Annotated in this window: 20 protein-coding genes and 1 pseudogene; 5 read left to right on the top strand and 16 right to left on the bottom strand. The window is 64.7% G+C overall.

Features of this window, described 5'->3' with window-relative positions; genetic code table 11:
* Window positions 1-131: 131 nt before the first annotated feature.
* Complete coding sequence (wecB, locus tag SX1_RS15405; protein ID WP_026149810.1) at window positions 132-1,241, bottom strand: non-hydrolyzing UDP-N-acetylglucosamine 2-epimerase; 1,110 nt, start codon at window positions 1,239-1,241, stop codon at window positions 132-134.
* Between the two features lie 211 nt (window positions 1,242-1,452).
* Here wecB and SX1_RS24855 point away from each other — a divergent pair, with 211 nt between their 5' ends.
* Complete coding sequence (locus SX1_RS24855) at window positions 1,453-1,575, top strand: hypothetical protein (protein WP_017182334.1); 123 nt, start codon at window positions 1,453-1,455, stop codon at window positions 1,573-1,575.
* Window positions 1,576-1,578: 3 nt separating this feature from the next.
* On the opposite strand, the gene SX1_RS15395 is transcribed toward SX1_RS24855, so the two are convergent.
* A complete protein-coding gene (locus tag SX1_RS15395) occupies window positions 1,579-2,439 on the bottom strand; it encodes an ABC transporter permease (RefSeq protein ID WP_017182335.1) in 861 nt (286 codons plus the stop codon).
* 115 nt (window positions 2,440-2,554) lie between these two features.
* Here SX1_RS15395 and SX1_RS15390 point away from each other — a divergent pair, with 115 nt between their 5' ends.
* A complete protein-coding gene (locus tag SX1_RS15390) occupies window positions 2,555-3,256 on the top strand; it encodes a GcrA family cell cycle regulator (RefSeq protein ID WP_019053714.1) in 702 nt (233 codons plus the stop codon).
* Window positions 3,257-3,325: 69 nt separating this feature from the next.
* Here the strand turns inward: SX1_RS15390 and SX1_RS15385 are convergent, their stop codons facing one another.
* Window positions 3,326-4,168, bottom strand: a complete 843-nt coding sequence (locus SX1_RS15385; protein WP_017182337.1) for an outer membrane protein — start codon at window positions 4,166-4,168, stop codon at window positions 3,326-3,328.
* Between the two features lie 160 nt (window positions 4,169-4,328).
* On the opposite strand from SX1_RS15385, the gene parE reads away from it, so the two are divergent.
* Both parE and SX1_RS15375 read left to right on the top strand, forming a co-directional pair.
* A complete protein-coding gene (gene parE, locus SX1_RS15380; protein ID WP_019053713.1) occupies window positions 4,329-6,305 on the top strand; it encodes a DNA topoisomerase IV subunit B in 1,977 nt (658 codons plus the stop codon).
* Window positions 6,302-7,576, top strand: coding sequence for a serine hydrolase (locus SX1_RS15375; RefSeq protein ID WP_019053712.1), 1,275 nt, complete (start codon window positions 6,302-6,304; stop codon window positions 7,574-7,576). Before parE ends, SX1_RS15375 begins: the two co-directional genes overlap by 4 nt.
* Window positions 7,577-7,601: 25 nt before the next feature.
* On the opposite strand, the gene ccoS is transcribed toward SX1_RS15375, so the two are convergent.
* From ccoS to SX1_RS15310, 13 genes are all read right to left on the bottom strand, one after another.
* Window positions 7,602-7,742, bottom strand: coding sequence for a cbb3-type cytochrome oxidase assembly protein CcoS (gene ccoS, locus SX1_RS15370; protein WP_017182340.1), 141 nt, complete (start codon window positions 7,740-7,742; stop codon window positions 7,602-7,604).
* A complete protein-coding gene (locus SX1_RS15365) occupies window positions 7,739-9,874 on the bottom strand; it encodes a heavy metal translocating P-type ATPase (RefSeq protein ID WP_019053711.1) in 2,136 nt (711 codons plus the stop codon). The genes ccoS and SX1_RS15365 overlap by 4 nt, the downstream gene beginning before the upstream one ends.
* A complete protein-coding gene (locus SX1_RS15360) occupies window positions 9,874-10,329 on the bottom strand; it encodes a FixH family protein (protein ID WP_019053710.1) in 456 nt (151 codons plus the stop codon). The genes SX1_RS15365 and SX1_RS15360 overlap by 1 nt, the downstream gene beginning before the upstream one ends.
* A complete protein-coding gene (gene ccoG / locus SX1_RS15355) occupies window positions 10,326-11,756 on the bottom strand; it encodes a cytochrome c oxidase accessory protein CcoG (RefSeq protein WP_019053709.1) in 1,431 nt (476 codons plus the stop codon). The genes SX1_RS15360 and ccoG overlap by 4 nt, the downstream gene beginning before the upstream one ends.
* Before the next feature lie 48 nt (window positions 11,757-11,804).
* A complete protein-coding gene (ccoP, locus tag SX1_RS15350; protein WP_019053708.1) occupies window positions 11,805-12,773 on the bottom strand; it encodes a cytochrome-c oxidase, cbb3-type subunit III in 969 nt (322 codons plus the stop codon).
* Window positions 12,766-12,939: a cbb3-type cytochrome c oxidase subunit 3 gene (locus SX1_RS15345; RefSeq protein WP_017182345.1), complete on the bottom strand. Its 174-nt coding sequence runs from the start codon at window positions 12,937-12,939 to the stop codon at window positions 12,766-12,768. Before SX1_RS15345 ends, ccoP begins: the two co-directional genes overlap by 8 nt.
* The gene (gene ccoO / locus SX1_RS15340) at window positions 12,936-13,682 is read right to left on the bottom strand and encodes a cytochrome-c oxidase, cbb3-type subunit II (RefSeq protein WP_019053707.1); all 747 of its coding nucleotides are present in this window, start codon (window positions 13,680-13,682) and stop codon (window positions 12,936-12,938) included. The genes SX1_RS15345 and ccoO overlap by 4 nt, the downstream gene beginning before the upstream one ends.
* A 13-nt stretch (window positions 13,683-13,695) precedes the next feature.
* Window positions 13,696-15,348, bottom strand: a complete 1,653-nt coding sequence (ccoN, locus tag SX1_RS15335; protein ID WP_026149809.1) for a cytochrome-c oxidase, cbb3-type subunit I — start codon at window positions 15,346-15,348, stop codon at window positions 13,696-13,698.
* A gap of 129 nt (window positions 15,349-15,477) precedes the next feature.
* The gene (locus tag SX1_RS15330; protein WP_019053705.1) at window positions 15,478-16,233 is read right to left on the bottom strand and encodes a Crp/Fnr family transcriptional regulator; all 756 of its coding nucleotides are present in this window, start codon (window positions 16,231-16,233) and stop codon (window positions 15,478-15,480) included.
* A 58-nt stretch (window positions 16,234-16,291) separates the two neighbouring features.
* On the bottom strand, window positions 16,292-16,900 hold the full coding sequence (gene fixJ / locus SX1_RS15325; protein WP_019053704.1) for a response regulator FixJ: 609 nt from the start codon (window positions 16,898-16,900) through the stop codon (window positions 16,292-16,294).
* A 4-nt stretch (window positions 16,901-16,904) separates the two neighbouring features.
* On the bottom strand, window positions 16,905-18,041 hold the full coding sequence (locus tag SX1_RS15320) for a sensor histidine kinase (protein ID WP_019053703.1): 1,137 nt from the start codon (window positions 18,039-18,041) through the stop codon (window positions 16,905-16,907).
* 20 nt (window positions 18,042-18,061) lie between these two features.
* Window positions 18,062-18,877, bottom strand: a complete 816-nt coding sequence (locus tag SX1_RS15315; RefSeq protein ID WP_019053702.1) for a universal stress protein — start codon at window positions 18,875-18,877, stop codon at window positions 18,062-18,064.
* A 97-nt stretch (window positions 18,878-18,974) separates the two neighbouring features.
* Window positions 18,975-20,339, bottom strand: a complete 1,365-nt coding sequence (locus tag SX1_RS15310; protein ID WP_019053701.1) for a methyl-accepting chemotaxis protein — start codon at window positions 20,337-20,339, stop codon at window positions 18,975-18,977.
* Window positions 20,340-20,482: 143 nt separating this feature from the next.
* On the opposite strand from SX1_RS15310, the pseudogene SX1_RS15305 reads away from it, so the two are divergent.
* Window positions 20,483-20,948: pseudogene (locus tag SX1_RS15305) on the top strand (VWA domain-containing protein); the annotation flags it as partial.

The following is a 20,948-nucleotide window of genomic DNA, read 5'->3' as shown; positions in this document are numbered from 1 at the left end:
CGGTTAGGCGCAGTTGGATGAGGGGGGGGCTGTGCGCCAACGTCAGGGCGGACGCCCTCACCACTGCGACTGAGGCAGCAAGCTGCCAAGTCTCGTTGCCTCTCCCCTGCGGGAGAGGAAATTATGACGCTCTATCCCGCGATAACGCCAGCAATCCGCTCCGCCGCATGGCCATCGCCAAAGGGATTATGCGCCCGCGCCATGGCATCATAGGCGTCCTTGTCATCCAGCAACGCCAGCACCTCGCGCACGATCAGGGCGCGGTCGGTTCCGACCAGCTTCGCCGTCCCGGCCTCCACGCCTTCTGGCCGTTCGGTCGTTTCCCGCATCACCAGAACCGGCTTGCCGAGCGAGGGCGCTTCTTCCTGCACACCGCCGCTATCGGTCAGGACGAGGGTGCACAGATCAAGCAGCCGCACGAAATGCGGATAATCAAGCGGCTCGATCATCGCGACATTGGGCAGGCCGCCCAGCACTGCGTCCATGATGGGGCGGACATTGGGGTTGGGATGGACCGGAAAGATTACCGCCACGTCAGGCCGCGCCGCGATGTCGGCAATGGATCGGGCGATCGCCTCCATGCCACCACCGAAATTTTCGCGCCTATGACTGGTGACGGCGATGATCCGCTTGCCAGCGAAACGCGCGGCAAGATCATCGAGACCGCTGGCAAGCGACGGATCGGCCAGCACCCGGTCGCGCGTCGCGAGCAGCGCGTCGATCACGGTATTGCCGGTAATGTGGATACCCGCTGCGTCCCGGCTTTCGCGCAGCAGCGCATCGGCGGCCGCCTGCGTCGGCGCGAAATTCATGTCCGCGATGCAGGCGACGACGCGGCGGTTCACCTCTTCGGGCCAGGGGTGGTGGATGTCGCCGCTGCGCAGTCCCGCCTCGACATGGGCAACCGGAATCTTGCGATAATAGGCCGCCAGGCTCGCGACCATGGTGGTCAGCGTGTCGCCATGAACGACGATGCGATCAGGCTTTTCGGCGTCGAACGCCTTGCCCAGTTCGACGATCAGCTTGGCGGTCAGCCCGTCTAGCGTCTGGTTCGGGACCATGACGTCAAGGTCGACGTCCGGCACGATCCCGGCAATCTCCAGCACCTGATCCAGCAGGCCGCGATGCTGGGCCGTCACGATGACGCGGGTTTCCACGCCGGGCCGCGCGCGCAGGGCGTGGATCACCGGGAACATCTTGATCGCTTCGGGGCGGGTGCCGAACACTATGGCGATCTTCATCATCAATCTTTCTTGCTGCAAAGCGGGATCGCAGCCGCTGTGGCAGAGAAATGTAACCATCGCCTGAACGCAGGCGGCCCCGCAGATGCTTTTGCAACACCCCGGCGCTGTGTTAAGGCGTCGATCTTGCCGCGGGTGATGATGATTTTATGCAGGTTGCGATGATCGAGACTGGCCAGGCGCCCACCCGAATTGGCGGATCGAACCGCTGATGTGGCCCTGGGACGAAGACCATCGCGATGACGCCCTGCCCCGTTGGCATCACTGGCTGCTGGCGATCGTGATGCTCATCGTCCTCAGCGCGCTCATGCCGATCTTCGCCGCCTTTTCCTGACGGTTACGCCTTGATCTTCCAGCCGCGCTTCAACAGCGTGTAGCAGAGCGTGCCAAGCCCGATATTGAGCGCCAGCAATACGCTACTGCCCACCACGATGTTGGTATCGGCCGCCGCGACGAAGCCATAGCGGAAGCCCGAAATGATATAGAAGAACGGGTTGGCGTGGCTGATCCCCTGAAAAAAGGGCGGCAGCCGGTCGATCGAGTAGAAAGTGCCCGACAGCAGCGCCAGCGGACCGATGACGAAGTTGGTGACCGCGGCGTTATGATCGAACTTGTCGGCCCAAATGGACGTCAGCACGCCCAGAAAGGCGATGAAGCTGGTGCCGATCAGGGCGAACCACAGCACCGCCCACAGATGCGCAGGGGTGACATGGACACCGGGCCACAGCGCCATGGCCGCCCACAGCGCCGACCCCACGAACAGCGCGCGCGTGACCGATGACGCCACCAGTGCGCCCAGCAATTCACCAACGGAAATAGGCGGCATCAGATAATCGACCAGCGTTCCCTGCACCTTGCCCACCATCAACGGAAAGCTGGCATTGGCGAAGCAGGCGTTGATCATCCCCATGATGATCAGGCCGGGCGCGACGAAATCGGCGAACGGCACCGCTTGCCCGCGCAGCATCACGGTGCGGCCGCTGCCGCCCAGCGCGACGATGAAGATGACCAGGAACAGCAGGGTGGTGATGGCCGGTCCCCACACCGTCTGAAGCTGCACCTTCATGAAGCGGCGCACTTCCTTCAGATAGAGCGCCCAGCTGCCCGCCCAGTTGATGTTGCGAATCACTGGCACCCCCGGTTCGGGGAATGGCGGCGTGGCGGGCGCGGTCGGGCTAATTTTGGGCTGGTCGTTCATGGATGGATCGACTATCGGCTGAGAGGATTTGCTGCAAGGGCGCTGTTCACGGATTTGAACCTGCGCACCGGCTCCCCATATAGGGGCGCAGCCAGATATTTTGAGGAGTGTTTCATTGTCCTGGACCGACGAGCGTATCGACCAGCTCAAGGGTATGTGGGAACGCGGCCTGACCGCCAGCCAGATTGCCGAGGAATTGGGCGGCGTCAGCCGTAATGCAGTGATCGGCAAGGCCCATCGCCTGGGCCTGCAATCGCGTCCTTCGCCGGTCAAGGCCAATGATGCGCCCAAAAAGGCGCCCGCGCCGCCGCGCAAGCCAGCCAGCCCCGCTCCGACGGTCGAGGCAGAGGCCGCGCCGCGCCCGGTTGCGCCCGCGCCGGTGGCCGAAGCCCCTGCCCCCGTCCGCGCCTTCACGCCTGCCGCAGCCCCCGCCGCGCCTGCGCCAGCGCCCGTCGCTGAAGACGCAGCCGCCAAGCCGCAGCCGCGCATCGTGTCGGTCGGGCCGGGCGGTTTCCTGCGTCAGGGTCCGGGCGATCAGCAGGCGCCCATCCCGCCCGCGCCGCCCCGTCGCCTGGTCCCGGCCAAGCCCAGTGCGGAAATCGCGGGCAAGACGTCGCTGCTCGACCTCACTGAGCGGATCTGCAAATGGCCGATGGGGCATCCGGGCGAGCCCGACTTCCATTTCTGTGGCGAGCCGGTGAACCCTGGCTTCCCCTATTGCGTCGAACATTGCGGCCGCGCCTATCAGGCGCAACTGCCGCGCGGCACCCGCCGCCCGCCCCCGCCGCTGCCTTTCGGCGGCCCCAGGGTGCGTTGACCATCTGACCCGGATACAAAAAAGGGGCCGGTTCCTGCGTAGGAACCGGCCCCTTTTTCATGCCATCCGTCAGAAGCGGAAGCTGGTGGTCACCATCACGCTCTGCGTGTCGAACTTGTCGCCACGGTTCATGCTTGTGCCGCCCGACGGGGTGATCAGGAACGGGTTGGTGGCAGGCGCAGTCCCCGCACCGACATCGACGCGATAATCGTCGACATTATAGCGGGTCCACAGATAGCGCGCGCCGATCGAGAAATTGTCGGACACTTTCGCTTCGAGGCCGCCACCCATGGTCCAGCCCCATGCGTCTTCCTTGGCATTGACCGATGTAAAGCTGTTCGCGCCATTGCTGGTGCTAAAGCTGTTCTTGACCTTCGCATAGGCAAGACCGCCAGTGATGTAGGGCATGATGCCGCTGGGCGTGGTGTAGCCCAGGCGCGCGCGCAGATTACCGTTCCAGTCGATCCGCCGCGTCATGGTGTAGAAGGCCGGGGTGGTCGAATATTCGGTCACGCTGTCGCTGATATAGGCCTTGCCGGCTTCGGCGACGACACCGGCGACGATGCCGCCGAACTGCATGTCATAACCGACATGGCCCATCCAGCCGATCGCATCCTTGTCATCGTCGCAACCCGAAGCCGGGGTGGGGCCGCGCGCTGCGCCGCCGCAAGTGCCGGGCGAAAAGGCATTGGCGCCGGTGATGGTGGTCACCGTGTCATTATAGCTGCCGTCGGCATTGGTATCGAAGCGCAGATGCTCTGCGCCGTCGCTCTTCTGGAAATTATAGCCGAACGACCCGCCCACATAAGGGCCAGTCCAATCGACCGGGCCGCTATCCTGTGCGAAGGCGGGGGCCGCCGCCAGAGCGAGCGCCAGGGTGGCGCCAAGCGGCGCGATACGGTTGAAAAACATTGAAAAAATCTCCTCGCCTGATCGGGTATCGAAACCCAACTGCGCTCCGCTAACGGATCGAACGGCGCTTTTGTTTCACATCGCAATGCAACATTTTGTTGCTGTTGCCATTTCAGCACAGTGCTTGCGCGGATCGCGCGCCTGCCTATAGCTTGCAATCATGTCCGATGACCTGTTCGCCGCCCAGCCCACATCCTCCTCCGGCTATGATGCCTCCGCCATCGAAGTGCTCGAAGGACTGGAACCAGTCCGTCGTCGCCCCGGCATGTATATCGGCGGCACGGACGAGCGCGCGCTGCACCACCTGGCGTCCGAAGTGCTGGACAACAGCATGGACGAAGCGGTGGCGGGTCATGCCACGCGGATTGAGGTGACGCTGGAGGCGGGCAACCGCCTGACCATTATCGACAATGGCCGCGGCATGCCGATCGACGAGCATCCGAAATTTCCCGGCAAGTCGGCGCTGGAAGTCATCATGACGACGCTCCATTCGGGCGGCAAGTTTGAGGGCAAGGCCTATGCCACGTCGGGCGGCCTGCATGGGGTGGGGGCCAGCGTCGTCAACGCGCTGTCGACCGAAACCGTGGTGGAGGTCGCCCGCAACAAGGAATTGTTCCGCCAGAGCTTCTCGCAGGGATTACCGCTCGGCCCGCTGGAAAAGGTGGGCGCTGCCCCCAACCGGCGCGGCACGTCCGTCAGCTTCACGCCGGACACGGCCATTTTCGGCGAGCAGAAGTTCAAGCCGGCGCGCCTCTATCGCCTCGCCCGGTCAAAGGCCTATCTGTTCGCGGGTGTCGAGATACGCTGGAAATGCGATCCTTCGCTCATCAGCGACGATACGCCAGCAGAAGCCGTGTTCCAGTTTCCCGGCGGCCTTGCCGATCATCTGAAGGAACAGGTCGGCAATCGCGAATGCGCGACCAGTGTGTTTTTCACCGGCAACCAGGATTTTCCCGGCATTGCTGGCCGGGTCGAATGGGCGGTCGCCTGGCCGCTCTGGTCCGATGGCAGCTATAGCTGGTACTGCAACACCATCCCGACGCCTGATGGCGGTACGCATGAAGCGGGGCTGCGCACCGCTTTGGTCAAGGGCATCCGCGCCTTTGGCGATCTGATCGGCCAGAAAAAGGCGAAGGACATCACCGCCGACGACATCATGACGTCATCGGAAATCATGCTGTCGGTATTCATCCGCGAACCGCAATTTCAAAGCCAGACCAAGGACCGCCTGACCAGCCCGGATGCAGCGCGACTGGTGGAAAATGCGGTGCGCGACCATTTCGACCATTTCCTCACCGATCATATGGATCGCGGCAAGGCGCTGCTCGCCTATGTCATCGACCGGATGGACGACCGGCTGCGGCGCAAGCAGGAAAAAGACGTCAAGCGCAAGACCGCGACGAGCGCACGCAAACTGCGCCTGCCCGGCAAGCTGACCGACTGTTCGACCGACAATCCCGACGGCACGGAGATTTTCCTGGTCGAAGGCGATTCGGCGGGCGGATCGGCCAAGCAGGCGCGCGACCGCAAGACGCAGGCGATCCTGCCCCTGCGCGGCAAGATTTTGAACGTCGCATCCGCCAATACTGCCAAGATCCTGGCCAATCAGGAAATTGCCGACATGATCCTGGCGTTGGGCTGCGGCACGCGCAAGGACTGCAACCCCGACAATCTGCGCTATGAGCGCATCGTCATCATGACCGACGCCGACGTCGACGGCGCGCACATCGCAACGCTGCTGATGACCTTCTTCTTTCAGGAGATGCCGGAACTGGTGCGGCGCGGGCATCTCTATCTCGCGCAGCCGCCGCTCTACCGGATCGTGGCGGGCGGCAAGAGCCTCTATGCCAAGGATGACGCGCATCGCGAGGAACTGTTGCGCAAGGAGTTCAAGGGCAAGAAGGTCGAGGTCAGCCGCTTCAAGGGGCTGGGCGAAATGAACCCGATGCAGTTGCGCGAGACCACGATGGACCCCGCCACCCGCAGCCTGATCCGCATCACCCTGCCCGCCGATGTCGAGGACCGCGCCAGCGTGCGCGATCTGGTCGACCGGCTGATGGGCACCAATCCGGCGCACCGCTTCGCCTTCATTCAGGAAAATGCAGCGGCGGTGGACGAAGAAGCGATCGACGCATGAAGATGCTTGTCGCGGCGCTTGCCTTGCTGGGGCTGGCGCTGTGGCCAACCAGTGGCGCAGCCAGAGAAGCGACCTATCAGGCCAGGGCCGACCAGCTATTGTCCATCCTGTCCGCGCCGGGTGGCGAGGACGCCTATTTCTCCACCCTGTTTCTGGACGCCGTCCCGGTCGCGCAATGGCGCGCATTGGCCGCCGATCTGCGCAAGCAATATGGCAAGCCGCTGGCGCGCGGCGCGGTGCAGGTCGAAAGCCCGACGACAGGCGTGGTGGAAATCCGTTATGAGCGGGCGACGATCGGCTTCACGCTGGTGGTCGCGCCCCAGGCGCCCAACCGGGTTGTCGGCCTGCAACTGGTCGGCACGCGGCGCACGGATGACGATATGGACCGGGTTCTGGCCGGCATCGTCGCCCTCCCCGGTCGGACCGCGCTTGCGATAGCGCAACTGGGCGATGCAGGCCCGCTCTGGCTGCACGATCAGCACGCCGATACGCTGATGGCGACGGGTTCATCCTTCAAACTTTATATATTGGCCGAACTCGCCCGCGCCGTGGCGGCAGGCGAACGACGCTGGAGCGACGTGATCCCGCTGTCGCACAAAAGCTTTTCAGGGCGGCTGTTGACGACGCCCGATGGCGCGCCGATGACGCTGCACAGTCTGGCGCTGGCGATGATCGCGGAAAGCGATAATAGCGCGGCCGATACGCTGTTGCTGGCACTGGGGCGCATGCGGGTCGATGCCATGGTCGCAACCAGCGGCCATGCCCGCCCGGACGCGACGCTGCCCCTGCTGACCACGGCGGAAGCGTTCGCGCTCAAAATGCCCGCCCATGCCGATCTCGCGCGCAACTATGCCGCAGCGACGCCGGACCAGCGCCGTGCGATCATCACCGCCAACGCCGCGCAACTGACGGCGGGCGCGGTCGACATCGGCACGGTTGCGGACATTCCGACCGCCATCGACAGCATCGAATGGTTCGCCACGCCGCGCGACATGGTCCGGCTGCTCGACTGGCTAAGGCGCAATGGCGGCGATGCCCTGCCGATCATGGCGGTCAATCCCGGCATTGCGCCTGCCGATGCGAAACGCTGGCACTATCTGGGCTATAAGGGCGGATCGGAGCCGGGCGTCATCGCCATGAATTTTCTGGTGCAGGCGCGCGACGGCCGGTGGTTCGCCATCGCCGCCAGCTGGAATGACAGCGCCGCACGCGTCGATGAACCCCGCTTCGTGGCGCTCATGACCCGCGCGCTGAACCTGCTGGCGCAATAGCGCTTAATCAGGATCGCGCGCGCCGTCAGTCATCATCGTTCAATATGCGCAGCGCAGCGCCGTCAGGATCATCGAACTGCCCGGCCTTCAACGCCCAGAAAAAGGCGCCAAGCCCGACCAGCCCCAGCGAAAGGGCAATGGGAATGAGGAGAGCAAGGCCGATCATCGTGCCGCCCGCCGCAAACGCAGCGCATTGGCAATGACGATCAACGACGAACCGGACATGGCCAGCGCCGCGACCAAGGGCGTGACAAGCCCGGCGATCGCCAGCGGCACGGCCAGAAGATTATAACCCACGGCCAGCATGAAATTCTGACGCACGATCGCCAGCGTCCGCCGCGCTGCACGGACGGCAACCGCAACCGATGACAGGCTGTCGCCCAGGAACACCACATCGGCCGCCAGTTGGCTGGCGTCGCTGGCCGATGAAGGCGCCAGGCTGACATGGCCCGCCGCCAGCGCAGGCCCGTCATTCAGGCCATCCCCGACCATCAGCACGCGATGCCCCTGCGCCTTGAGCCGCTCGATCATCGCCAGCTTGGCCTGCGGGCTCATATGGCCGGTCGCCAGCATCCCCGTCGCCATCGCCACTTCATGCAGCGCCTGCGGTCGGTCGCCGCTTGCAATGATGGGATCGAGGCCAAGGGTACGAAGCGCCGCCGCCGTCGCGGCGGCATCGGGACGCAGCATGTCGGCAAAGGTCAGGAGAATATGACGATCACCCTCCCGATATTCAGTCGCCAGGCTGGTCCAGTTGCCCGCATTGGCCGGTCGGGCAAGCGATACCGGCCTCCCCTGCCATAAGGCGCTGACGCCAACGCCAGCCTCCTCGCGCAGGTCGGACAGCGTGGCCGCCATGACGCCCTCCCGTTGCAGCGCCTCGGCCAGAGCGGCGCTCAGCGGATGGCGGCTGGCGCGGGCCAGCGCCAGCACCACCGGCCGCACATCGGCAGGCAACGCATCGAGATTTTCGGGCATTGGCCGCCCCAGCGTCAACGTGCCGGTCTTGTCGAACATCGCGCGGTCCGCCTCTGCCAGCCGCTCCAGCGCGGACCCGTCCTTCACCAATATGCCGCGCCGCATCAGCGCCCCGCACGCCACCACCTGCGCGGCGGGCACGGCCAGACCAAGGGCGCAGGGACAGGTGATCAGCAGCACGGCGGTCGCGATCAGCAGCGCCTGATGCACGCCAGCGCCAGCGATCATCCAGCCTGCAAACGACAGCGCGGCAAGCAGATGGACGGCAGGCGCGTAGAGCCGCGCCGCCCGGTCGGCGATCCGGACATAGCGTGACTTGCCCTGCCCGGCTGCATCCATCATCCGCGCTATGTCGGCGATCAGCGTATCCGCGCCCGCCGCCCTTACGACCACATTGAGCGGCCCGTCCATGTTGAGCGCGCCTGCATGAACGCCATCACCGACGCCGACCGCCACCGGACGGCTCTCGCCCGTCAGGAAAGCCAGATCGACGCTGCTTTTCCCCTCCCGAATTTCGCCATCGGCGGCAAAGCGTTCGCCCGCGGCAACCTGCATCATCATCCCCGGCACCAGCGCGCGCGCTTCGACCCAGCGGCGCTGACCGGCCTCGATCACATAGGCGCCCGGCGCGGTCTGGCGCAGCAGGGCGGCGACGCCGTCGCGCGCGCGCCCCCGCATCATTGCGTCCAGGCATCGTCCAGCCAGCAGGAAAGTCAGCAGCATCACCGCGCCGTCGAACCAGGCATGGTTGCCGCCGGTAATCGTCTCATAGAGGCTCATGCCCGTGGCCAGCAGCACCCCGATGCTGATCGGCACGTCCATATTGGTGCGCCCGACCCGCAGCGCTGCAAAGGCGGAACGGAAGAAAGGCTGCCCGGCATAGGCGACCGTCGGCAGCGCGATCAGGGCGGACAGCCAGTGGAACAGCTCACGGGTTGCGCCCACCGCCCCTGACCAGATCGATACCGACAGCAGCATGATGTTCATCGATGCAAAGCCAGCGACGGCCAGCGCGCGCAACAGCCGCTTGTCCTGCGCATTCTCCACCGCGATCGTTGGATCGGCCAGCGGCTCGGCGGCAAAGCCAATGCCCGCAATCGCTGCGCGCAGGTCCGGCAGGGTCATCGCCGGATCATGGGTGATGGCGACGCGCCTGGCCGAATAATTGACCCGCGCGGCATGAATGCCCGGCAGCGCCGTCAGCCCGCGCTCGACCTTGGCGATGCAGCCTGCGCAATGCATGTCCGGCACCGCGAACAGGCTATGGGCCGCATCCGGTGCGATGGGATCAGGCATCAGGGTGACGGGCAGGCTCGCCATCATCCATGCCTTTCCACAAAGCGCATCTCATGCCCGTCGGCCCTGACGGTCCAGTGGATGATCCACCGCCCGGCGGGCAGCGGCTGCGCCGCCCGCCACTCGCCATCGGCCTGCCGCTCGATGCGCAAATCCAAGTCGGGCGCGCGCCCCAGCGGATGCTCCGCCGTCGCGGTGACGGTCATGGGCTGCGATCGCGGCCCGACCAGCTTCAGGAACACATGGCGGGCAGCGTCCAGCCGTGTTTCCTGTTGCCAGCCAAGCGCATCCTGTTGCCGCGCCTGCGCCAGCCAGCCGTTGAAGCGTTGGCTGGCGACATAGCTATTGTCGACCACCGTGCCGCCAAAACCACCCACGGCATAGCTCGCCATCAGGACATTCACCGCGATCACCACGGCAAAGAAGGCCACGAAAATCGCCGCGACATGGCGGCCGGTCAGGTGAAAGCCGGGCATCATTGCAACCTTTCAAAATGGGCGGGTTCGCTGGCTGTGCCGCCTTCGCGGTCGGTGGCGCGGACAGTGAAGGCAAAATCCTCGCGCTGCGGGCCATTCGCTGGCGCGGCCAGGAAGATGCGCAATTTCGCCACGCTGTCGGACGGGACGATCGTGTCGATCGCCGCCCGCGCATCGGCCCGGCCATCCCGGTCGGTCCACAGGCTGACCCCGGCCAGCCCTTCTGCCGATATACGCATCGGCCGTGGCCGCGATTCCATGTTGCGCAGCTTGACCGTGAAGGCATTGCGAACCGTGCCGTCGGACAGGCGCATCGCGATGGGATTGCGATCCTGCTGCGCACTGATGTCGATCCGGGTGCGAGTGCCCAGTGCAAACAGCATGGCGACGCCGACTGCGCTCCACAGCGTCAGATAGACGAGCGTGCGGACATGGAGCAGCGAACGGATGACGGGGCGCGGCGCACGGCCTGCCTTTTCCGCCGTGGCGTCATCCTCGGTGCAATAGTCGATCAGGCCGCGCGGACGCCCCACCTGCGCCATCACCTTGTCGCAGGCATCGACGCACAGCGCACAGGTGATGCAGCCGATCTGCGGCCCCTCACGAATGTCGATGCCGGTGGGGCAGACGGCGACGCACTGGTCGCAATCGATGCAATCGCCAAAGGCGTCGGGCTGCGCCAGCGATTTTTTCAGGCTCCCCCGCTGCTCCCCGCGCCAATATTTATAGGTGACCACCAGCGACTTTTCATCGAGCATCGCGGTCTGGATGCGCGGCCAGGGGCACATATAGATGCACACCTGTTCGCGCATGAAGCCGCCCAGGATGAAGGTGGTCGCGGTCAGGACTGCGACCGTTGCATAGGCAACAGGCGCAGCGGTCCCGCTCCAAAACTGTTGCTGCAACGTCGGCGCATCGGCGAAATAGAAGATCCACGCGCCCCCGGTGCCAAAGGCGATGAACAGCCATATGCTCCATTTGGCGACCCGCCGGGCGATCTTGCCCGCGCTCCAGGGCGCCTTGTCCAGGCGGATCTGGGCATTGCGGTCGCCGTCGATGAAGCGCTCGACATGCTGGTAGAGGTCCGTCCACACCGTCTGCGGGCAGGCATAGCCGCACCAGGCGCGCCCGACCGCAGAAGTGACCAGGAACAGGCCGACCCCGGCCATGACCAGCAGGCCAGCGACATAATAGAATTCATGCGGCCAAATCTCGATCGCGAACATGTAGAAGCGACGATGGGCGAGATCGACCAGCACGGCCTGATCGGGCGCATAGGGGCCGCGATCCCAGCGCAGCCAGGGCGTTATCCAGTAGATGGCGAGCGTGACCGCCATGACCACCCATTTCAGGCGACGGTAAAAGCCGTCGATCGCCTTGGGATAAACGCCCTTGCGCTTGGCATAGAGGGACAGGGGAGCGGCGGTCATGACGGGCGTACCTGACGCCTGCCGTCCGCCACCCCTAGCACAGGCAGGCTATTGCCGCGCATCGCTCGTCGCCTCCGCCGCGCCGTTGTCCACCGCCGCCGCCACCGTCGGGACCGGGACCGGCACCGGCACCGGCGCAGCCTCGCCCCCGCCCAGGCTGTGGACATAGGCAGCCAGCATCCGCACCGTCGCCGGGTCCAGCTTGTCGCCCCAGCGCGGCATCACGCCCTGGCGGCTGTTCCACACCGTCTGGTGAATGCTCTCCGCGTCGCCGCCATACAGCCAGATGCCATCGGTCAGATTGGGCGCGCCTAGCTCGCGATTGCCCTTGCCCGCCGGGCCGTGGCAAACGGCGCAATTGTCGGCGAAAAGCTGCCCGCCCCGCCGGGACGCGGCATCGGGCTTCTGCTGGCCGCTGATCGTGCGGACATGCGCCACAAGATCGTCGACCTGCGCCGCCTGCAACAACTGGTCGCGGCCGAATGCGGGCATGATCGACATGCGGGTTTCGGCATGATCGGGATTGCGGACGCCATCGATGATCGTCTTTTCGATGGTGACCAGATCGCCACCCCACAGCCAGTCGTCGTCATTCAGGTTGGGATAGCCCTTCGATCCGGCAGCGCCCGATCCATGACATTGCACGCAATGGACCTTGAACGCCGCGCGCCCGCCATCGACCGCCGCCTGCATCAGCGCGGCATTGGCCGGCAACTGGTCGATCGGCGTCGCCGCGATAGCGCGGTGGATCGGCGCGACCTTCGCCGCCTGCGCTGCCATGTCGCGCGCCAGATCGCCACGGCTGGACCAGCCCAGCATCCCCTTGGTATAGCTGTTCACCAGCGGCCAGGCCGGATAGGCGATGACATAGCCCAGCGAAAACAGGATGCAGGCGTAGAAGGTCCACAGCCACCAGCGCGGCAGCGGCGTATCCAGTTCCTCGATCCCGTCCCATTCATGCCCCATCGTCGGGGTGCCGCTATGTTGGTCGATCTTGCTCTTGGTCGGGTCAGCCATGGTCGCCCCCTTTGGTGTCGCTGTCGGTGAAGATCATCGTGGCGGCATCGCCGCTGCGGCGGCGCGCGCCGGGCCGGAAATGCCAGCCGATGAGGATCAGGTAGGAGAGGCCCATGAAAACCAGGCCCCAGCTATCGGCGAAATGGCGCATCGCGTCATAGCTCATCGCACCGTCTCCTGCGCGGCGGCAGCCTTGGTATCGACCAGCGTGCCGATCATCTGGAGATAGGCGACCAGCGCATCCATTTCGGTCAGCCTGTTCGGATCGCCGTCGAAATCGCGCACCTGCGCCTTGGGATAGCGCTTCACCAGCGCCGTGCTGTCGGCGTTTGGATCGGCCTGCGCCTTCAGGTCGTCGTTGGCGGCGGCGATGGCGTCCTTGTCATAGGGGACGCCGACGCGCGCCAGGGCGGTCAGGTCTCCGCTCATGTCACCGGCCTTCAGGTCGCGTTCGGCCAGGAAGGGATAGGTCGGCATGATCGATTCCGGCACCACCGCGCGCGGGTCTTTCAGATGCTGGACATGCCATTCGTCCGAATAGCGTCCGCCCACCCGCGCCAGATCCGGCCCGGTGCGCTTGGACCCCCACTGGAAGGGATGATCATACATGCTTTCCGCCGCCAGGCTGTAATGGCCATAGCGTTCCACCTCGTCGCGGAACGGGCGGATCATCTGGCTATGGCAGTTGTAGCAGCCTTCGCGGATGTAGATGTTGCGCCCGGCCAGTTCCAGCGGGGTGTAGGGGCGCATCCCCTCCACCTTCTCGATCGTGGAGTCGATCCAGAACAGCGGCGCGATCTCCACGATGCCGCCGATGGCAACGACGATCAGCGCAGCGATGCCCAGCAGGGATACGTTGCGTTCCAGCCTACCATGATCGAAAAATTTGCTTTTTGTCTTGGTTTCCATGTCGGTTTCTCCGTCACGCGGCGTGCGGCTGGAGGGGACGGTCGGCGGCGGGATCGAAGGCAGCGTCGCGCATCGGTTTTTCCTCGCGCTGGCGTCCTGCGATGGTCAGGCCGATATTGACCGCCATGATGATCGCGCCAGCCAGATAGAGCAGGCCGCCGGCCGCGCGGATCAGGTACATCGGGAACATGGCCTTCACGACTTCGGAGAAGGCGTAGACGAGGTAGCCGTCGCTCCCATATTCGCGCCACATCAGCCCCTGCATGATGCCCGCCGTCCACATCGCCGCGGCGTAGAGGACGATGCCGACCGTCGCCAACCAGAAGTGCCAGTTGACCATGCGCAGCGAATAGAGGCGCTCCCGGCCCCACAGGCGCGGCGCCATATAATAGAGGCAGGCAAAGGTGATCATGCCGTTCCAGCCCAGCGCGCCGCTGTGCACATGGCCGATCGTCCAGTCGGTATAATGGGACAGGCTGTTGACCGCCTTGATCGACATCATCGGGCCTTCGAAGGTCGACATGCCGTAGAAGGCGAGCGCCATCACCATCATGCGGATGATCGGGTCGGTGCGGATCTTGTCCCATGCGCCGTTCAGCGTCATCAGGCCGTTGATCATCCCGCCCCAGCTGGGCATCCACAGCATGATCGAAAAGACCATGCCCAGCGTCTGCGCCCAGTCGGGCAGCGCAGTGTAATGCAGATGGTGCGGCCCGGCCCAGATATAGAGGAAGATCAGCGACCAGAAGTGGATGATCGACAGGCGATAGCTATAGACCGGGCGTTCGGCCTGTTTGGGGACGAAATAATACATCATCGCCAGAAAGCCGGCGGTCAGGAAGAAGCCGACCGCATTATGGCCGTACCACCATTGGGTCAGCGCATCCTGCACGCCCGCAAAGGCGGCATAGCTTTTGGACCCCAGCAGGCTGACCGGCATCGACAGATTGTTGACGATGTGCAGCATCGCGATGGTGATGATGAAGGACAGGTAGAACCAGTTGGCCACATAGATATGCGGTTCGGACCGCTTGAGGATCGTCCCGCCGAACACCAGCAGGTAACACACCCACACGACCGTCAGCCACAGGTCGACATACCATTCCGGCTCGGCATATTCCTTGCCCTCGGTAATGCCCATCAGATAGCCGGTGGCGGCCAGCACGATGAACATCTGGTATCCCCAGAAGACGAAGCGGGCCATGGTGGGAAAGGCGAGCCGCGCCCGGCAGGTGCGCTGCACGACATAGAAGCTGGTCGCGATCAGCGCGTTGCCGCCAAAGGCAAAGATGACTGCCGAGGTGTGCAGCGGCCGCAATCGCCCGAAACTGGTATATTCAATCCCCAGGTTCAGCGCGGGAAAGGCGAGCTGAAGCGCGATGTAGAGACCGGCGAGAAAACCGGCCAGACCCCAGAATATCGTCGCAATGACGCCCCAGCGGATCATGTCGTCATCATAACGCCCCTGATCGGGCATCTTGAGCGCGCCGCGGATGATCGCACCATAGTCGGCGCGTTTCAGGGTGAGCGCCGCGAGCAGCAGTCCGGTCGCCGCCACGATCGTCATATGGACGGCAAAACCGCTGTCCGCCGCCATGACCGCCGCAGCGGCCGCGAGCAGGGCCAGCGCGAACCACCCGCCCGCCTTCATGACCAATTGTTCCATGCTTATCCCCCAGGAGATATGTTCGTCGAAATCGCCTGCACGGGCGGACATCGACTGTCCTTGTCCTCTGTCAAAAGGGGGCATCGGGGTCTGTAGGTGAATGTCCCTATCCGGGCCGATCTGTGCCGGTCAGGCCGCTTCGGCGAGGCAGGACAACTGGTCGCGATCCAGTATTTCGACGGTGCGACGGTTCGGCAGGTCGATGATTTTCGCCCGCTTCATGTCGGTCATCTGGCGGCTGACCGTCTCGATCGTCAGGCCCAGCACATCGGCGACCTGCTGGCGCGACAGGGGCAGCGCGAAGCTGTCGAGCGGCCCCGCGCCCTCCCCCGCCAGCCGGTGCGACATATCGAGCAGGAAGGTCGCGATCTTTTCCCGCGCATTCTTCCGGCCCAGCAACAGCATCCAGGCGCGCGCCCGGTCCAGATCGTCCAGCGTGCGTTGCAGCAGGCGGTGGCCAAGTTCGGGATGGGTGCGGGCAAAACCGTCGAACGCGCCCCGCGTGAACAGACAGAGGCGCGCGTCGGTCAGCGCGGTCACGCTATGGGGGGTGCTGCGGCCAAAGGGGCGACCGATGAAATCGGACGGATAGACCACGCCGACAATCTGTTCGCGTCCATCGCCGGTGGAGGCCGACAATTTGAGCGTGCCTTCGATGACATTGGCGACGATGGTGGCATCGTCCCCTTCCCACATCACCGTCTGCCCGGCCTGCACCGTCACCCGCCGGCCAAGCCGATTGAGCGCGGCGCGATCATCCTCCTCCAGCGTGCCGCAAATCGCGCGCGCACGCACGTCGCATCGCTGGCAGAAGCTGGCGTCCTGGCACGGAACCGGGGCGGGGGCGGCGGGCGCGGTTTGCGCCAGATCAAAATGCATCATCATGATCGCTGCCTGACGCAGCGGCGGGCATCAGCCTATCCGTAATGTCCCTGATCGGGCATCATTGCATCCCGGCCTGGAACGCAATGCGCAGCGCTTCGGACAGGCTGCGCACGTCCAGCTTCTGCATCAGATTGGCGCGATGGATTTCCACCGTGCGCGGCGAAATGCCCAGATCATAGGCGATCGACTTGTTGGGTAGTCCTTCGACCAGACCGTTCAGCACCTCGCGTTCGCGATCGGTCAGGATGTTGAGGCGCGCCTGCGCATTCTCGCGCCGCGCGCCGGCGTCGCGGTGGGCGGCAACCTGCGCATTGGCGGCGGCGATGGCGTCCAGAAGGGCCGCCTTCTCGAACGGCTTTTCGATAAAGTCGGTCGCGCCCGCCTTCATCGCGGCCACCGCCATGCCGACATCGCCATGGCCGGTCATGATGATGACGGGCAGCAGGACACCCCGCGCGCGCAGTTCGCGCTGCACCTCCAGCCCGTCCATGTCCGGCATCCGCACGTCCAGCAGAACGCAGCCCTGTTCCAGCCCGGCGGCTTCCTTCAGGAACGGGATGCCGCCCGAAAAGCTCTGCACGGCAAAGCCGCCGGTCTTGAGCATGAAGCTGAGCGATCGGCGGATCGCCTCGTCATCATCGACGACATAGATGAGGGGTTGGGTCATGGCGTCAATCCGCGGCGTCCAAAGTGAAATGAAAGGCGACACCGCCCCAGCGCGATCGAGTCGCCCAGATGCGGCCGCCATGGCCTTCCACGATGGTGCGGCTGATCGACAGCCCGACGCCCATGCCCGTCGGCTTGGTGGTGCTGAACGGGGTAAAGAGCGATCGTTCGACCCCCGGATCAAGGCCGGGGCCGCTATCCGCGATGACAATCTCCACCCGGCCATCATCGTCAGGCGCGGCCGACAGATGGAGAATGCGCATCGGACGCCCCTCCATCGCTTCCACCGCGTTTCGGACGAGATTCGTGATCACCTGCTGCACCTGCACCCGGTTGGCCATGATGCGGCCTACACGGGGATCGACGGCGATGTCCATATCGATGCCCCGGCTGTTGATGCCGATAAAGGCCAGCGCCACCCCTTCCGACAACAGGGTCGATACGGTTTCGGGCTGGCGGTCCGCTTCGCCCCGGCGAATGAATTCGCGCAGCGACCGGATGATCTCCCCGGCGCGCAGCGCCTGCGTCGCGGCCTCGTCCATCGCTTCGCCCAGCAAGCTCCGGTCGATCGCGCCTTCCTGCGCCAGCAGATCGCGCCCCGCCTCCATATAATTGGCGATCGCCGTCAGCGGCTGGTTGAGTTCATGCGCCAGCGCCGCGGCCAGCGTCCCCATCGCGGTCACGCGCGACGCATGGCTGAGTTCGGCCTGCAAATCCTGTACCCGCCGCTCGGTTTTCTGCCGCTCGGTCAGGTCGCGGATGAAGCCGGTGAACAATCGCATACCCTGATCGCTGACCTCGCCGACCGCCAGTTCGATGGGAAAGGTCGATCCATCCCGCCGCCGCGCCGTGGTCAGGCGACCGATGCCGATGATCTTCTTTTCCCCGGTCTCGCGATAATGGTCCAGATAGCCGTCATGCCGCTCGCGATCGGGCGATGGCATCAGCATCGACACATTCTCGCCCAGCACTTCGGCCTCGCCATACTGGAACATGCGCTGTGCCGCCGGGCTGAACGACATGATGCGTCCGCGTGCGTCGATGACGATCAGGGCGTCGGGCACCGTCGCCAGGATCGACCCCAGCAACGCCTGCTCCAGGCTATGCGCATCATCGCGCGGATCGACATCGTTGATCGCCATCGTCCATCACTGACGCGAAATCAGTGCGCCAGCAAGAGCGGAACCCGCGCTTCGCCCAACAGATAGCGGGTGACGCCGCCGAATATCGTCTCGCGCAGGCGGCTATGGCCAAAGGCACCCATCGTGATCCAGTCGACGCGCAGTTCGTCGGCGGCAGCGGCCAGGGCCTCCTCGACCGTCCGGCCCTTGCGCGGCCATTCGTGGATTTCCGACGCGATGCCGTGGCGCGAAAGATATTCGCTCGCGTCGATCGGCGGAAAATCGCGCTTGGCCTTTTCCTCGACGGTCACGACATGCACCTCGCTCGCCAGCGCCAGCAATGGCCGCGCGGCGCACAGGGCCACGGCGGCCTCGTGCGATCCATCCCATGCCACCATTGCCCGACCCTGACAGGCAAAGGCCTTGCACCCCTTGGGCACGGCCAGGATGGGCGCGCGGCTGCTGATTGCCAGGTCGGCGACGATCGGCAGCGGATCGCCGATCCCCCGGCGGCCCGGCCCCGGCAGGGTCACGACGATCGCATCGACCAGCCGGGACGCCGACAGGATGCATTGCACGACGTCGCCATCGCTGTGCCGCCAGTCCCACGCCACGCCCTCGCGCTGGATACGCGCTTCGATCTTTTCCTTTTCCTGCGCCTCGGCAATGCGGATATTGTCGATGTCCTGGGGCAGCACATAACTGCCGCCATACATGTCCGCCGACACATAATCGATCACCGGCGTAACCTGAAGGCAGCGAACATGCGCGCCGGTCGCGCGGGCAATGTCCAGCGCCACCTCCATCCGGCTATTCTGGGCGCTATCCTCATGAATATGCAGCAGAATGGTTTTCATGGGCGAAACTCCGGCAGGCAAGGGCGTTGGACAATTGCCTTCCTGCTTATCCCTGCGCCGCCACCCGCTCCATCCGCAAATGTCCCTATTCGGGCCGTCAGATCAGATAGCCAACCTCATACAGGCCCCATCGCCGCCCTTCGAAAACCAGCGGCACGAACACGCTGCGCAGCGCGCGATAGCGACCCTCGCCCAGATCCTGGCGATAGGTGAACAGGAAAAAATCGCCTTCTCCGTCCAGCGCCCGCCGGGTCTGGCTGTCCATGAACATCTGGCGGTTGCGCGCATGTTCCATGTTCCAGCGCGGATCGCCGGGCCGCTGCGGCTGGCTGCGCTTGCTGATATGGGTGGGCAGATAGCCGTTCATGTCGATCAGGCAGCACCCCACGATCGCGCTGTCCTCGCCCGTGCGCCGGTCCAGCGTCGGGCGCAGCAGCGCATCGGCAAAGGCGGTGAAGCGGGTCTGATATTGCGCCGGTTCAGTCCCCTCGATCCGGCGATAATCGGTGTCGAACAGGTCGGCCAGGCTCAGCTGATTGTCCGCAATCCCCTGTCGGATCAGCGCCATCACCTCATCTGCGCCTTCCTCCGCCAGCGCGATATAGCGGCTGTTGCGGGTCCGCCCTGGCCCATGGGCGGCGGTATCGAGCATGGCGTTGGCCATGCCCTCCAGCCCTTCCAGTTGCCTGCGCGCCACTTCCACCCGCGTCGCGCTTTCGCTTGCCGACTGGCTGAACAGCGCCAAGCCCTGCCGCAACGCCGCCACGTCGCTGTCCGCTTCGTCGGTGCAGGTCACGATCGCATCGGACCGTTCGGCAAATTGCGTCACCAGCGATGCGATCTCCGCCATGCTCATCCGCAGCCGGTCGATATGCGTGCCGACATCGCGCCCGCGCACGATATTGGCCTCCACCCCGCCGATCAGCCGCCGGGCATCGCGATCCAGCAGGCCCAGCTTGTCGCCGACCGATGCCGCCGATTCGCCCGCCTGCCCCGCCAGCCGCCGGATTTCGTCCGCCACCACGGCAAAGCCCTGCGTCGCCTCCCCGCCGCGCGCCGCCTCGATCGCGGCATTGATGCCCAACAGCCGCGTCTGCCGCGCGATCGTCCCCAGCTCGTCGGAAATATCGCCCACCGCCTCGATCACCGACAGGAACTGGCGCAAATGCCCCTCCAGCCCCGTGACATGCTCGACCAGCCCCGCCACCTCGCCCAGCGACAATGTGATGGCCGCATGTCCCTCAGCAATGATCCGCCCCGCCCGACGCGCGGTCAGGCTCAATTCCTGCGCGGCTGCGACACTTTCATTCTGGCTGGCGGCCAGCGTATCCATATTCGCGTGCAAATCGGACAGCCTCGCCGAATCCTGCTGTATCCGCAGGTTCAACTCGCTCAGAAAGCCCGCGGTTTCGCTGCATTGCAACGCGATGTCGCCTGACCGTTCCCCAAGATCAGCCAGCAAGTCCCTGTTTTCCAAGCGTAGGCCCCAAATTTCCCGATGACTGGATAGTGACGCATTAACCATGCACTGCAACACTTAATATTCCGACAAGCGCTGAGTCCGGCCACTTGCATCATGCGCCGCGCTGCCCGACAAAGGCGGCCATGCTGCTCAATTTTCTCGATGCGCTCCGCGCCGCCGGCATCCCCGCCAGCATCAAGGAGCATCTGCTGCTGCTGGAAGCGCTGGACCGCGACGTCATCGAACGGCGGCCGGAGGATTTCTATTATCTCGCCCGCGCAACCTATGTGAAGGATGAAGGGCTGCTCGACCGCTTCGATCAGGTATTCGGTCAGGTGTTCAAGGGCGTGCTCGGCAGTTCCGGCGTAGAGGCGGAAATACCGGAGGAATGGCTGCGACTGGTCGCGGAAAAATATCTCAGCCCCGAAGAAATGGAAAAGATCAAGTCGCTGGGCGACTGGGACGAGATCATGGAGACGCTCAAGAAGCGGCTGGAGGAACAGCAGGGGCGGCATCAGGGCGGCAATAAATGGATCGGCACCGGCGGCACCTCCCCCTTCGGCAATGGCGGCTATAATCCCGAAGGCGTCCGCATCGGCGGGACGAGCC

The sequence above is a fragment of the Sphingobium xenophagum NBRC 107872 genome (genome assembly GCF_000367345.1).
GTDB lineage: Bacteria > Pseudomonadota > Alphaproteobacteria > Sphingomonadales > Sphingomonadaceae > Sphingobium > Sphingobium xenophagum.
Note: the sequence above shows the minus strand (reverse complement) of the source record. Positions and strands in the feature narration are given on the sequence as shown.

Bases quoted from the DNA above. Each gene is read 5' to 3' on its own strand.
- ccoS (WP_017182340.1), bottom strand. From the start codon at position 7,742: ATGATCGGCCTTGCTCTCCTCATTCCCATTGCCCTTTCGCTGGGGCTG.
- fixJ (WP_019053704.1), bottom strand. From the start codon at position 16,900: ATGACCCAACCCCTCATCTATGTCGTCGATGATGACGAGGCGATCCGC.
- SX1_RS15385 (WP_017182337.1), bottom strand. From the start codon at position 4,168: ATGTTTTTCAACCGTATCGCGCCGCTTGGCGCCACCCTGGCGCTCGCT.
- ccoG (WP_019053709.1), bottom strand. From the start codon at position 11,756: ATGACCGCCGCTCCCCTGTCCCTCTATGCCAAGCGCAAGGGCGTTTAT.
- SX1_RS15345 (WP_017182345.1), bottom strand. From the start codon at position 12,939: ATGAGCTATGACGCGATGCGCCATTTCGCCGATAGCTGGGGCCTGGTT.
- wecB (WP_026149810.1), bottom strand. From the start codon at position 1,241: ATGAAGATCGCCATAGTGTTCGGCACCCGCCCCGAAGCGATCAAGATG.
- SX1_RS15395 (WP_017182335.1), bottom strand. From the start codon at position 2,439: ATGAACGACCAGCCCAAAATTAGCCCGACCGCGCCCGCCACGCCGCCA.
- SX1_RS15320 (WP_019053703.1), bottom strand. From the start codon at position 18,041: ATGGCGATCAACGATGTCGATCCGCGCGATGATGCGCATAGCCTGGAG.
- SX1_RS15375 (WP_019053712.1), top strand. From the start codon at position 6,302: ATGAAGATGCTTGTCGCGGCGCTTGCCTTGCTGGGGCTGGCGCTGTGG.
- ccoO (WP_019053707.1), bottom strand. From the start codon at position 13,682: ATGGAAACCAAGACAAAAAGCAAATTTTTCGATCATGGTAGGCTGGAA.
- SX1_RS15360 (WP_019053710.1), bottom strand. From the start codon at position 10,329: ATGATGCCCGGCTTTCACCTGACCGGCCGCCATGTCGCGGCGATTTTC.
- SX1_RS15315 (WP_019053702.1), bottom strand. From the start codon at position 18,877: ATGAAAACCATTCTGCTGCATATTCATGAGGATAGCGCCCAGAATAGC.
- ccoP (WP_019053708.1), bottom strand. From the start codon at position 12,773: ATGGCTGACCCGACCAAGAGCAAGATCGACCAACATAGCGGCACCCCG.
- ccoN (WP_026149809.1), bottom strand. From the start codon at position 15,348: ATGGAACAATTGGTCATGAAGGCGGGCGGGTGGTTCGCGCTGGCCCTG.
- SX1_RS15330 (WP_019053705.1), bottom strand. From the start codon at position 16,233: ATGATGATGCATTTTGATCTGGCGCAAACCGCGCCCGCCGCCCCCGCC.
- parE (WP_019053713.1), top strand. From the start codon at position 4,329: ATGTCCGATGACCTGTTCGCCGCCCAGCCCACATCCTCCTCCGGCTAT.
- SX1_RS24855 (WP_017182334.1), top strand. From the start codon at position 1,453: ATGTGGCCCTGGGACGAAGACCATCGCGATGACGCCCTGCCCCGTTGG.
- SX1_RS15365 (WP_019053711.1), bottom strand. From the start codon at position 9,874: ATGGCGAGCCTGCCCGTCACCCTGATGCCTGATCCCATCGCACCGGAT.